The organism is Cytobacillus sp. FSL M8-0252 (assembly GCF_038007345.1).
In the GTDB taxonomy this organism is placed as follows: Bacteria; Bacillota; Bacilli; order Bacillales; family Cytobacillaceae; genus Cytobacillus; species Cytobacillus kochii.
This window is the reverse complement of the sequence record NZ_JBBOWZ010000001.1, coordinates 3,760,143-3,772,672: the sequence shown is the minus strand read 5'-3', so window position 1 is coordinate 3,772,672 and position 12,530 is coordinate 3,760,143. Positions and strand designations below refer to the sequence as shown.

Sequence of the window (12,530 nt, the reverse complement as noted above, 5' to 3'; positions counted from 1 at the left end):
CTACGTAAGTAGTCGCATCAGCAACGCATAGGCGATTACTCATAAATATCTTCTTCAACATTACCTAGTTTTCAGAGAATGATTTAAAATTTCTCTTGAAAATATTATTAAAGACGTTATAATAATATATGTCTTTAAAAAGTCCGGTGGCGATAGCGAGAAGGTCACACCCGTTCCCATACCGAACACGGAAGTTAAGCTTCTAAAGCGCCGATGGTAGTTAGGGGCTGTCCCCTTGTGAGAGTAGGACGTTGCCGGGCATACATATTGGAGGATTAGCTCAGCTGGGAGAGCATCTGCCTTACAAGCAGAGGGTCGGCGGTTCGATCCCGTCATCCTCCACCATTTTTTGTGTGTATTTGCCGGCCTAGCTCAATTGGTAGAGCAACTGACTTGTAATCAGTAGGTTGGGGGTTCAAGTCCTCTGGCCGGCACCACTCGTGCTTTGTACGAGCCATTAGCTCAGTTGGTAGAGCATCTGACTTTTAATCAGAGGGTCGAAGGTTCGAGTCCTTCATGGCTCACCATTTGATCATTTTAATATGCGGGTGTGGCGGAATTGGCAGACGCACCAGACTTAGGATCTGGCGCCGCAAGGCGTGGGGGTTCGACTCCCTTCACCCGCACCATTTTTCATTTTAAATATTTGCGGAAGTAGTTCAGTGGTAGAACATCACCTTGCCAAGGTGAGGGTCGCGGGTTCGAATCCCGTCTTCCGCTCCAATATGTGCCGGGGTGGCGGAACTGGCAGACGCACAGGACTTAAAATCCTGCGGTAGGTGACTACCGTACCGGTTCGATTCCGGTCCTCGGCACCATTCTTTTTAAAATTAAGCGCCCGTAGCTCAATTGGATAGAGCGTTTGACTACGGATCAAAAGGTTAGGGGTTCGACTCCTCTCGGGCGCGTTTTGTATCGGGAAGTAGCTCAGCTTGGTAGAGCACTTGGTTTGGGACCAAGGGGTCGCAGGTTCGAATCCTGTCTTCCCGACCACTAGATATACATATATATTTTTAGGGGCCTTAGCTCAGCTGGGAGAGCGCCTGCTTTGCACGCAGGAGGTCAGCGGTTCGATCCCGCTAGGCTCCACCAATTAATTTTATACAATATATTCTATGGCGGTGTAGCTCAGCTGGCTAGAGCGTACGGTTCATACCCGTGAGGTCGGGGGTTCGATCCCCTCCGCCGCTACCATAGATAGAATGATGGACCTTTAGCTCAGCTGGTTAGAGCAGACGGCTCATAACCGTCCGGTCGTAGGTTCGAGTCCTACAAGGTCCACCATTATTCGGAGGAATACCCAAGTCTGGCTGAAGGGATCGGTCTTGAAAACCGACAGGGGTGTTAAAGCCCGCGGGGGTTCGAATCCCTCTTCCTCCGCCATTCATATTATTATCGCGGGGTGGAGCAGTCCGGTAGCTCGTCGGGCTCATAACCCGAAGGTCGCAGGTTCAAATCCTGCCCCCGCAATCTGGTCCGGTAGTTCAGTTGGTTAGAATGCCTGCCTGTCACGCAGGAGGTCGCGGGTTCGAGTCCCGTCCGGACCGCCATTTACATATTTATTATTTTGGCTCAGTAGCTCAGTCGGTAGAGCAAAGGACTGAAAATCCTTGTGTCGGCGGTTCGATTCCGTCCTGAGCCATCTTTTATGGCGGTTGTGGCGAAGTGGTTAACGCATCGGATTGTGGTTCCGACATTCGTGGGTTCGATTCCCATCAGCCGCCCCATTGCGGGTGTAGTTTAGTGGTAAAACCTCAGCCTTCCAAGCTGATGATGAGGGTTCGATTCCCTTCACCCGCTTAAATAGGGGCCTATAGCTCAGCTGGTTAGAGCGCACGCCTGATAAGCGTGAGGTCGATGGTTCGAGTCCATTTAGGCCCACCATTTATATTATTCCGCAGTAGCTCAGTGGTAGAGCATTCGGCTGTTAACCGAACGGTCGTAGGTTCGAATCCTACCTGCGGAGCCATATGGAGAAGTACTCAAGTGGCTGAAGAGGCGCCCCTGCTAAGGGTGTAGGTCGGGCAACCGGCGCGAGGGTTCAAATCCCTCCTTCTCCGCCAGTTGGCCCCTTGGTCAAGCGGTTAAGACACCGCCCTTTCACGGCGGTAACACGGGTTCGAATCCCGTAGGGGTCATAAAAAAGAAGCTGTCAACATAAGTTGACAGTTTCTTTTTTATGTGGCTAACACTTTTTGGATGTTATATTATCTGTCATTAGATGTCAAAATAATTTGAAAAATAACAAGGGATTTTTATACTTAAGACGAATTATTTAAGAAAGAGTAATGTAATACAAGGAGTGGAATGAATTAAGATGAATACAACTGCATACCCCACTGAATTCGAAATGCACTTGTTTCATGAAGGAAGCTTATTTAAGGCATACGAACTGTTTGGATCACACCGTCATAAAGAAGGAGATAATTGGGTTACTTCCTTTACTATCTATGCTCCACATGCCACCTCAATATCATTAGTTGGTTCTTTTAATCATTGGAATGGCGAAGGTTTTTCATTAGATAAAGTAAATAAAGAGGGGATATGGAGAATTCAGCTAGATGGAGATTTAACAGGAGAACTTTATAAATATGCAATTAAGAACAAGGATGAACAAACTTTTTTAAAGGCTGATCCTTTTGCTTTTTGTTCAGAATTACGGCCTAGTACTGCTTCGATTGTTTATTCCTTAGAAGGTTACAAATGGAAGGACCAAGGCTGGCAAAAGGAAAAACAACAAAGGAAAGCATTTTCAGAACCTATGATGATATATGAGATGCACTTAGGTACATGGAAAAAGAGGAATGGCCTTTTATTGACATACAGTGAACTAGCAGAAGAAATCATTCCTTACGTAAAGGAGCATGGTTTTACACATATTGAATTGATGCCTATAATTGAACACCCTTATGATCGTTCATGGGGGTATCAAGGAACAGGCTATTATTCGGCTACTAGTAGATATGGTGAACCAAAAGATTTAATGTTTTTTATTGATCAATGTCATCAAAATAATATTGGTGTTATTTTAGATTGGGTACCAGGACATTTCTGTAGAGATCAACATGGGCTATATTGTTTAGATGGTGAATATGTTTATGAATACGAAACAGAAGCTGATAGGGAAAATTTTGTTTGGGGTACAGCTAATTTTAATTTAAGTAAAACAGAGGTTCATAGTTTCCTCATATCCAATGCTATTTTTTGGATGGAAAAATACCATGTCGATGGATTTAGAATTGATGCAGTATCAAATATCATTTTTTGGCCTAATAACGAGAATAGGGAAAATCCATTTGGTATTCAATTTTTACAGAAATTAAATAAGGCTGTTTTTGCTTATGATCCTTCTATCTTGATGATGGCAGAGGATTCTACAGATTGGCCCCAAGTAACGGCTCCTGTTCACTATGGCGGATTAGGTTTCAGTTATAAATGGAATATGGGGTGGATGAATGATGTATTATCTTATATGGAGAAAGCCCCACATGAACGGCAATACCACCATAATAAAATGACTTTTTCATTAATGTATGCATACTCCGAAAATTTTCTCTTACCGTTATCACATGATGAGGTTGTCCATGGGAAGAAATCCCTGCTAGACAAGATGCCAGGAGATTATTGGCAAAAATTTGCCCAATATCGTTTGCTCTTAGGTTTTATGATGACACATCCAGGTAAAAAGCTGTTATTTATGGGGTTTGAGCTAGGACAATTTGCCGAGTGGAAAGATGAAGCTGAGTTGGATTGGCACTTACTTCAGTATGAAATGCATGCAAAAACGAATCATTATGTGAAGAAGTTAATAAAGTTATATAAGAGATCTAAATCATTATATGAATGGGACCACAGATCAGAAGGTTTTGAGTGGATTGATGCTAATAACCATCAGCAATCCATTTTTTCATTTATTCGTAAAGGAGTAGAAGAACAAGAAATATTAATTGTTGTATGTAACTTTTCCCCTCAAGTATATATGAATTTTCGAATGGGTGTTCCTAAAAATGGGAGTTATAGAGAAGTGTTTAATAGTGATAATAATGAATTTGGTGGCTCCCATTGTATTAATAAACGTGTATTAAATACAAAAAAACTATCCTATCATGGAAAACCATACAGCATCGAAATGACGATACCACCATTCGGTATTTCAGTTTTACGTCCTGTTAGAAAAAGAAAAAGGAGTGATGTTGTAAATGGCTAACAAGAAATGTGTAGCGATGTTGCTTGCTGGAGGCAAAGGAAGCCGCCTTAATTCTTTGACGAAGGAGCTTGCTAAACCAGCTGTACCTTTTGGAGGTAAATACCGCATCATCGATTTTACACTTAGTAATTGTACAAATTCAGGCATCGATACAGTCGGTGTACTAACACAATATCAACCGCTAATACTCAATTCATATATTGGCATAGGAAGCGCTTGGGATTTGGATAGAAGAAATGGCGGTGTGACAGTACTTCCCCCATACAGTGAATCTTCTGAAGTCAAATGGTATACAGGTACGGCAAGTGCTATCTATCAGAATATCAATTATTTAGAGCAACATAACCCCGAATATGTATTAATTTTATCAGGTGACCATATTTACAAAATGAACTATGACTTAATGCTAGATTACCATATTAGTAAAGGAGCTGATGCGACAATCTCTGTTATAGAGGTCCCGTGGCATGAAACAAATCGTTTTGGTATTATGAATACTTCTTTAGATATGAGAATAGAAGATTTTGAAGAAAAACCTGAGCAAGCAAAGAATAATTTAGCATCAATGGGCATTTATATCTTTAAATGGTCAGTACTAAATGAGTTTTTACAAAAGGATAATCAAAATAAGGACTCAAGCCATGATTTTGGAAAAGATATTATTCCTGAGATGTTGAAGTTAAATAAGAAACTTTATGCCTATCCTTTTAATGGTTATTGGAAAGACGTTGGTACAGTTCAAAGTCTATGGGAAGCTAATATGGATTTATTAGATGACAATTGTGAGTTAAATCTTTTTGATCAAGACTGGAGAATTTACTCAGTTAATCCTAACCATCCTCCACAATATATTTCTCCACAAGCAAAGGTCAAACAATCTTTAGTAAATGAAGGATGTACGATTGAAGGCGAGGTAATCAAATCAGTTCTCTTTCAAGGTGTAGCGATTGATAAAGGGTCTGTTATTAAAGAGTCAGTAGTTATGCCAAATACAAGGATTGGTAAGAATGTCATATTAGAAAAAGTCATTGTCCCATCTAATATAGTTATACCAGATGGGACAGTAATTAAAGAAAGAAAAGAAACAAGTGAAGCATTGTTAATCACGCCAGAAAGTATTTGTCATTTTGCATAAATGTAGAACTGTATGATTTTTACTGGGGGGATATTGATTGAATAATCGTTTATTAGGAGTCATTGATGCGACAACTTATCATAAGGGACTGGATGAGTTAACCCTTCATCGTTCTTTAGCTGCTGTTCCTTTTGCTGGAAGATATAGACTAATAGATTTTATTCTCTCTAATATGGTCAATTCAGGAATAGAGAGTGTGGCGATTTTTCCGAAATATCAATACCGATCTTTGATGGATCATCTAGGATCGGGGAAGAACTGGGATCTAGATAGAAAAAGAGATGGTCTTTTCTTCTTCCCATCACCGATGATTGATAGTTCAAATAGTGGGATTGGTTCATTTAATCATTTTGTCGCTAACATTGATTATTTTTATCGTAGTTCACAAGATTATGCATTAATTGCTAATTGCTATACCGTTTGTAATATTGATTTCTCACCAGTTTTACAGCGACATATTCAATCTGGCTGTGATATTACGTCAATTCAACAGCTAAATCAACCTTTAGAAATGTATTTGGTCAAAAAAGATCTTCTAATAGATATGATTCAAACTCGGAGACAAACAGGTTATACATGTATAAGTGATATTATGGCTGATATCCATCAGCCTTACACAATTTGTCATTATGAATATAAGGGGGAGGCAGTAACTATCGATTCTGTCCAATCTTATTTTCAAGCGAGCATGGAACTACTAACCCCCGATGTCTGGAGAAATTTATTTTTAAGAGATTTTCCAATTTATACAAAAGTAAAAGATGAACCGCCAACAAGATATCTAAATGGTTGTGAAGTAAAGAATTCTATTGTGGCCAACGGTTGCCAAATAGAAGGAAAAGTAGAAAATAGTATTATTGCTAGGGGTGTAAAAGTCGGTAAAAATACGATAGTAAGAAACTGTGTGATTATGCAGAAATGTGAGATTCAAGAGGGATGTGTATTAGATTCTGTTATTTTAGATAAAGATGTGAAAGTAGAAGAAGGAACCTACTTAACAGGCACACAATCGGTCCCTTTTGTTGTTAAAAAAGGGTCAATTCAAGGAGCGTTGATGAATTCGTGAAAGTATTATTTGCCGTCTCAGAATGTGTCCCTTTTATTAAATCAGGTGGATTAGCAGATGTCGCAGGTTCGTTACCGAAGGAATTAACGAAACAAGGGACGGAAGTAAGAATAATATTACCGAAGTATGGGAACATCCCTGCCTTATATAAGAATAAGACAAAAAAGATAGCCGAATTCGTAGTCGCTGTTGGCTGGCGCAATCAATATTGTGGAATTGAAGTGCTCGAGTTAAATGATATTACTTTTTATTTTGTAGATAATGAATACTATTTTAAGAGAGAACAATTATATGGTTACGATGATGATGGTGAGCGATTTGCTTATTTTAATAGAGCTGTATTAGAAGCACTGGCACAGCTCGACTATTATCCTGATATTATTCATTGCCATGATTGGCATACAGGCATGATTCCTTTTTTATTAAGAGTTCATTATCAAAAAAGAAGTGGGTATGAATTGATTAAAACAGTCTTTACGATTCATAATCTACACTTTCAAGGTGTCTTCCCTAAAGAGGCCATTCATGATTTGTTTGGGTTGGGGTTTGAGTATTATCGTGAAGATCAATTAAAGTATTATGATTGTATTAATTTTATGAAAGGTGCCATAGTAGCAGCTGATCAAATAACAACTGTAAGTCCTACGTATAGAGATGAGATTCTAACAGATTATTTTGGTGAGGGATTAAATGGTTTGTTACAGGAAAGAAAGGACCGTTTAATTGGGATATTGAATGGAATTGATGAAGACGTCTATCACCCAGAGAAAGATGCGACGATTTATCAAGCATTTCATCCAGAGCAATGGCTATTAAAGAAGGAAAACAAGGCATATTTACAAAAAATATTCGATTTAAAGATAGATCGGAATACCCCCATTGTGGCTATGATCACAAGGTTAACAACACAAAAAGGTATGGACTTAATAGAGAGAGTATTCCATGAAATGATGCAAGAAAATGTGCAATTTATTCTTATTGGCACAGGCGATGTAGCGTTTGAAAATTTCTTCAGAAGAATGGAAGCTAATTACGGGGAAAAATGTAAATGTTATATTGGGTTCAATGAAGAAGTTGCGCATCAAGTATATGCGGGTGCTGATCTATTTTTGATGCCGTCTAAGTTCGAGCCTTGTGGATTAGGTCAACTCATTGCGATGAAATATGGTGCCATTCCTATAGTAAGAGAAACAGGAGGGTTGAATGATACCGTACAGTCTTATAATGAGAAGACAGGTGAGGGCTGGGGGTTCACTTTTAAAAACTTTAACGCACATGATATGCTCTATACTTATCGTCGAGCACTAGCATATTATCGGAACCAACCACTGTGGAGTCAATTAGTTATAACTGCTATGGAAAAAGATTATAGTTGGGCACAATCCGCTTTTAAATATAATCAATTATATTCAGATGTGATCTCTAGGAGTGAGAGCCATGTTTTCTAATACAGAAGAATTTAAAGAGGCATTTTTAAAGAAGCTAGAGATGACATGCGGAAAAAGCTTTGCTGATAGCACAGAAAAAGATCATTACTATACATTGGGCTTATTAATACGTGAGTATGTAAGTACGGAATGGATTAATACCAATGAGCGTTACAGGATAGACCAAGTAAAGCAGGTTTATTATTTGTCGATAGAGTTTTTATTAGGTCGACTACTTCGAAACAACTTATTAAATTTAGGGATAGAGCAAGTGGTGTCTGCTGGGTTGCAAGATTTAGGTATCGAATTAAGCTCTTTAGAGGAAGTAGAATCAGATGCAGGATTAGGTAATGGAGGTTTAGGTCGATTAGCAGCCTGTTTCCTTGACTCATTAGCTTCTCTTAATTTGCCTGGCCATGGTTGTGGGATTAGATACAAGCACGGGTTATTCGAACAAAAAGTGGTTGATGGATATCAAGTAGAACTACCCGATCAATGGTTAAGGAATGGTCATGTCTGGGAAGTGAGAAAGGCAGATTTATCAGTTGAAATTCCGTTTTGGGGAGAAGTAGATATACGTGAAGAAAATGGCAGACAAGTGTTTCAACACATCCATGCTGAAAGAGTAACTGCAGTACCATATGATATGCCAGTCGTCGGGTATCATACTGAAACGATTAATACACTTAGGTTATGGAGTGCAGAGCCAGTCCGTTATCCTACCAATCAAGATGTCTTAAAATATAAAAAAGAGACTGAAGCAATATCTGAGTTTTTATATCCTGATGATACGCAAGATGAAGGCAAGATACTGAGGTTAAAACAACAATATTTTTTAGTTCGTGCAAGTCTTCAGTCGATCATACGCTCATTTAAACGACAGCATAAGGATATGAAGGAATTCCATCAATATATTAGTATTCATATTAATGATACGCATCCAGTATTAGCGATTCCAGAATTAATGAGGATATTAATTGATGAAGAAAAGCTTGGTTGGGATGATGCCTGGGAAGTAACTACACAAACAATCTCTTACACTAATCATACGACCTTATCTGAAGCACTGGAAAAATGGCCAGTTCGCATTTTCCAACCGTTATTACCAAGAATGTATATGATTGTCAATGAGATCAATGAACGGTTCTGTGCCAAGCTTTGGGAAAAGTATCCTGGCAAATGGCAGCATATCGAAAACATGGCGATTATTGCTCATGACCAAGTAAAAATGGCTCATTTGGCTATTGTAGGTAGCCATAGTGTAAACGGAGTGGCTGCACTCCATACCGAGATATTAAAATATCGAGAAATGCATTCATTTTATCAGTTTTTTCCTAAGAAGTTTAATAATAAAACAAATGGCATTACGCATCGTAGCTGGTTACTTAAATCTAATCAGTCGCTTGCTGATTTAATAACAGAAAAGTTGGGAGCGGAATGGATTCGTGATCCAGAGCAAATGGCATTATTATTAAAATATGAAAATGATACAGACTTGTTAACGAGACTTGCTGATATTAAACACGCAAATAAAGAAAATCTTGCCCATCGTATTTTTACCCAAACAGGAATAAAAATTGATACCCATTCCATATTCGATATTCAAGTAAAGAGACTACATGCATATAAGAGACAACTATTAAATATTTTTCATGTCATGTATTTATATAATCGAATCAAAGAAGATGAGAGTTTTAAAATGCACCCCCGTACATTCATTTTTGGTGCGAAAGCTTCTCCAGGATATTATTTTGCTAAGAAGGTAATAAAGCTTATTAATACTGTTGCTAAAAAGGTAAATCATGATCCTAAAACAAATGAATACCTTAAGGTGATTTTCCTTGAGAACTATCGGGTATCACTGGCAGAGGATGTTTTTCCTGCAGCAGACATTAGTGAGCAAATTTCGACGGCAAGTAAAGAGGCGTCTGGAACTGGAAATATGAAATTCATGATGAATGGTGCGATTACTGTTGGAACGATGGATGGTGCTAATGTTGAAATTCATGAGCGCGTAGGTGATGAGAATATTTTTATCTTCGGTTTACGCTCTGATGAGGTCAATCATTATTATGCTCATGGTGGCTATCAAGCGACTGAATATTATCATCATGATCATCGAATTCGGCAAGTAATGGACCAGTTAAGAAATGGTTTCTTTCCTGATGTATTTGATGAATTTGAACCCATTTATGATTCTCTAATTATGGAAAATGACCAATATTTTGTTTTACGTGATTTCTCTAGCTATGTTCATATTCAGGAAAAAGCGGGGTACGCTTATGAAAAACAGGAGAAATGGCGGAAAATGAGCCTTAACAATATCGCTAAATCGGGTTTCTTTTCCAGCGACCGAACAATTAATGAATATGCTCAAGGGATATGGGGGATTAAATAGATAAAAAAAGCAGGGGTGCAGTTCATACACACTTCTGCTTTTTATTTATGTTGGAACGTATAAGCACTATATTATAAATGCTAGAGAAAACGGAGGGAGTCTCTATATTTATTCAATCAACCGCATTTGTTCCTCAATCAAAATAAGCTGGGTCTGTTAAACGTAATAGGGGCATTGTGCAACAGCGGAAGGCACCACCGGATTTTATGATTTCAGAAATATCTACTTCGATTACTTCGAAGCCTCTTTGACTTAGAGCTCGATTTACTTGTGTATTGATTGGTTGTGAGAATACTTGTCTATTACCTACAGAAAGGACATTTGTTCCTAGTGTGAACTGTTCTTCCTTAGAGACCTCAATAATGTCATATCTTGAATATAAATATTCTTCTACTTTTTTATCCATTTGTCCTGGATATAGGAGTGCTTCTGTAGGAGATAGCACGTTAAAGATACAGTCTAAATGTAAAAAGGATTTAGTAAATGGTACTGGTAATACTTTCATATGTGGTAATTTAGATTGTAAATATTGAATACCAATCGTATCGGAACGGTCACTTTGTCCAATATAAACGGTATCTTGATCGATAATGACATCTCCACCTTCAACATGACCATGTTTTATATTGTTATAAGATACATTATGGGATTTTAACCACTCTTGTAAAATATCTTCTTCACCATGTCTTATTTTTGTTGCCATCGCAGCGATAAATACAGTGTCCCCAAGGGTGAAACCAATGTCACGCGTAAACACTTGTTCAGGATAGTTTTTACCTGGAGGTAAAAGTACGACCTCAATCCCTAAATCTTTTAATTTTGCAACGAATTGTTGATGCTGAATGATGGCTTGCTCCACATTAAAGCCTTTATCAGAATACCTTCTTTGTGTTTCATTGATTTGATTCTCAATATTCATGTAGGTTGGTTCGCATAATACGACAGTTTTTAAACGACCATACTCGGTACTACATTGTGCTTTATACTGACTATCCAGCATCTTTCATCCTCCTTACAATCTTTAGTGAGATTTCGTCCTTTGTATCTATTCCTATTTAGCATCTTACATGGGTGAATTCAGGATGTATTAAGTTTACATCTTGATTATTAGGTAGTTTCACTGCAGCTTTTCTTATAATATGACCTAGTTCAAATACTTTAGTCGCTTTCTAGATGTGCCGTTGTTGGTTAAAATAAGTGAAAAATTGCGATAATTATTCATTTATTTTATCATCTTATGGTACGCTAAGCAGAGATTGAATGCTAAAAAAGTAGGAAAAAGCGCCTTATAAGTAAAAGGCGCTTAGCAAAGTGCTACTGATTTTATAGAATATATCCGATTAATAATCCTATAGAAAGTAGTAATCCAAATACAGTGTTTGTTTGGGCAGTATTTTTCATTGCTGGGACCATCTCATATGCAATCGTCTTGCCTTTAAAGCCTTTAATGGCATTGATTGGTTTTGGTGCACTTAGTACCACGAGTGCAAGCCATGGTGAAACAACTTGCATTACAATTAAAATAAATACCCATATATAAGAAACGATAAACATGGTTGCTAATAATTTTACGGCTTTTGGACGTCCGATTAAAATAGCTAATGTTTTTCGACCAAATTCCTTGTCCCCATCTAAGTCTCGAATATTATTAGAGAGCATAATACCTCCAACTAATAAAAGACTAGGAATGGCGACAAGAACACTTGTCGTAGTTACTGTGCCAGTTTGAATAAAAAATGAGATCAAAATAAGTAACATACCCATAACAAAACCAGAAATAATTTCACCAAAAGGTGTATAGGCAATTGGTAATGGCCCACCTGTGTATAAATAGCCAATAGCCATACCTAGAAGTCCAACAGCTGCTAACCACCAACTGCTATTCATGCAAATATAAATCCCTATCAAGATGGAAGCGCCGTATAACCCTAAAGCGGAGTTAAGCACTACATGTGGTTTAATCCCTTCTCTAACAATTGCTCCACCAATCCCTACAGACTCAGCTGTGTCATTGCCGCGTTTGAAGTCATAATATTCATTGAACATATTCGTTGCAATTTGAAGGAAAAGACTAGCAACCATCATGGCGATAAAAAGTCCGGCATCTAACGACGTTTCATAAATAGCCAATGCGCTACCTAGTAGTACAGGAACAAAGGCAGCTGTTAATGTATGTGGACGTGTTAATTGCCACCAGATTTGCCATTTCTTCTTCGTAGAATGTGGCGTGTTTATATTAGGTTGTGTTTGCACTTTTTAGTACCTCCAATTAATTCAAATAAAACAAATCACTTTCT

General features: G+C 38.2%; 7 protein-coding genes, 21 tRNA genes and 1 rRNA gene. 27 read left to right on the top strand and 2 right to left on the bottom strand.

Going from position 1 to position 12,530, the window contains the following annotated elements; genetic code table 11:
• Positions 1 to 142 precede the first annotated feature (142 nt).
• From rrf to MKX83_RS18910, 27 genes are all read left to right on the top strand, one after another.
• A 5S ribosomal RNA gene (rrf, locus tag MKX83_RS19040) occupies positions 143 to 260 on the top strand.
• Between the two features lie 9 nt (positions 261 to 269).
• A tRNA-Val gene (locus MKX83_RS19035) sits at positions 270 to 345 on the top strand.
• A gap of 16 nt (positions 346 to 361) precedes the next feature.
• Positions 362 to 437: transfer RNA gene (locus MKX83_RS19030), tRNA-Thr, on the top strand.
• A 14-nt stretch (positions 438 to 451) separates the two neighbouring features.
• Positions 452 to 527, top strand: a tRNA-Lys gene (locus MKX83_RS19025).
• Positions 528 to 544: 17 nt separating this feature from the next.
• Positions 545 to 629: transfer RNA gene (locus MKX83_RS19020), tRNA-Leu, on the top strand.
• Between the two features lie 19 nt (positions 630 to 648).
• Positions 649 to 723, top strand: a tRNA-Gly gene (locus MKX83_RS19015).
• Positions 724 to 729: 6 nt separating this feature from the next.
• Positions 730 to 818 (top strand) — tRNA-Leu (locus MKX83_RS19010).
• A 16-nt stretch (positions 819 to 834) separates the two neighbouring features.
• Positions 835 to 908 (top strand) — tRNA-Arg (locus MKX83_RS19005).
• Positions 909 to 916: 8 nt separating this feature from the next.
• Positions 917 to 993 (top strand) — tRNA-Pro (locus MKX83_RS19000).
• 23 nt (positions 994 to 1,016) lie between these two features.
• A tRNA-Ala gene (locus MKX83_RS18995) sits at positions 1,017 to 1,092 on the top strand.
• Between the two features lie 25 nt (positions 1,093 to 1,117).
• Positions 1,118 to 1,194, top strand: a tRNA-Met gene (locus MKX83_RS18990).
• A gap of 13 nt (positions 1,195 to 1,207) precedes the next feature.
• Positions 1,208 to 1,284, top strand: a tRNA-Ile gene (locus tag MKX83_RS18985).
• A 6-nt stretch (positions 1,285 to 1,290) separates the two neighbouring features.
• Positions 1,291 to 1,383 (top strand) — tRNA-Ser (locus tag MKX83_RS18980).
• A gap of 13 nt (positions 1,384 to 1,396) precedes the next feature.
• Positions 1,397 to 1,470: transfer RNA gene (locus MKX83_RS18975), tRNA-Met, on the top strand.
• Between the two features lie 3 nt (positions 1,471 to 1,473).
• Positions 1,474 to 1,550 (top strand) — tRNA-Asp (locus MKX83_RS18970).
• A gap of 19 nt (positions 1,551 to 1,569) precedes the next feature.
• Positions 1,570 to 1,642 (top strand) — tRNA-Phe (locus tag MKX83_RS18965).
• A 9-nt stretch (positions 1,643 to 1,651) separates the two neighbouring features.
• A tRNA-His gene (locus MKX83_RS18960) sits at positions 1,652 to 1,727 on the top strand.
• 2 nt (positions 1,728 to 1,729) lie between these two features.
• Positions 1,730 to 1,800 (top strand) — tRNA-Gly (locus tag MKX83_RS18955).
• Positions 1,801 to 1,807: 7 nt separating this feature from the next.
• Positions 1,808 to 1,884 (top strand) — tRNA-Ile (locus MKX83_RS18950).
• Positions 1,885 to 1,894: 10 nt separating this feature from the next.
• Positions 1,895 to 1,969 (top strand) — tRNA-Asn (locus tag MKX83_RS18945).
• 3 nt (positions 1,970 to 1,972) lie between these two features.
• Positions 1,973 to 2,063 (top strand) — tRNA-Ser (locus MKX83_RS18940).
• 3 nt (positions 2,064 to 2,066) lie between these two features.
• Positions 2,067 to 2,138 (top strand) — tRNA-Glu (locus MKX83_RS18935).
• 179 nt (positions 2,139 to 2,317) lie between these two features.
• Positions 2,318 to 4,207, top strand: coding sequence for a 1,4-alpha-glucan branching enzyme (gene glgB / locus MKX83_RS18930; protein ID WP_341057118.1), 1,890 nt, complete (start codon positions 2,318 to 2,320; stop codon positions 4,205 to 4,207).
• Positions 4,200 to 5,342 carry a glucose-1-phosphate adenylyltransferase gene (locus MKX83_RS18925; protein ID WP_095372136.1) on the top strand — a complete coding sequence of 381 codons (1,143 nt, stop codon included), beginning with the start codon at positions 4,200 to 4,202 and terminating at the stop codon, positions 5,340 to 5,342. The genes glgB and MKX83_RS18925 overlap by 8 nt, the downstream gene beginning before the upstream one ends.
• A gap of 37 nt (positions 5,343 to 5,379) precedes the next feature.
• The gene (locus MKX83_RS18920) at positions 5,380 to 6,408 is read left to right on the top strand and encodes a sugar phosphate nucleotidyltransferase (protein ID WP_095372137.1); all 1,029 of its coding nucleotides are present in this window, start codon (positions 5,380 to 5,382) and stop codon (positions 6,406 to 6,408) included.
• Positions 6,405 to 7,856, top strand: coding sequence for a glycogen synthase GlgA (glgA, locus tag MKX83_RS18915; protein WP_307316614.1), 1,452 nt, complete (start codon positions 6,405 to 6,407; stop codon positions 7,854 to 7,856). The genes MKX83_RS18920 and glgA overlap by 4 nt, the downstream gene beginning before the upstream one ends.
• On the top strand, positions 7,846 to 10,233 hold the full coding sequence (locus tag MKX83_RS18910) for a glycogen/starch/alpha-glucan phosphorylase (RefSeq protein ID WP_322910389.1): 2,388 nt from the start codon (positions 7,846 to 7,848) through the stop codon (positions 10,231 to 10,233). The genes glgA and MKX83_RS18910 overlap by 11 nt, the downstream gene beginning before the upstream one ends.
• Before the next feature lie 133 nt (positions 10,234 to 10,366).
• On the opposite strand, the gene MKX83_RS18905 is transcribed toward MKX83_RS18910, so the two are convergent.
• A complete protein-coding gene (locus MKX83_RS18905; RefSeq protein WP_180316942.1) occupies positions 10,367 to 11,233 on the bottom strand; it encodes a dimethylarginine dimethylaminohydrolase family protein in 867 nt (288 codons plus the stop codon).
• A 323-nt stretch (positions 11,234 to 11,556) separates the two neighbouring features.
• Positions 11,557 to 12,486: a 1,4-dihydroxy-2-naphthoate polyprenyltransferase gene (locus MKX83_RS18900; protein ID WP_095372140.1), complete on the bottom strand. Its 930-nt coding sequence runs from the start codon at positions 12,484 to 12,486 to the stop codon at positions 11,557 to 11,559.
• Between the last annotated feature and the right edge of the window lie 44 nt (positions 12,487 to 12,530).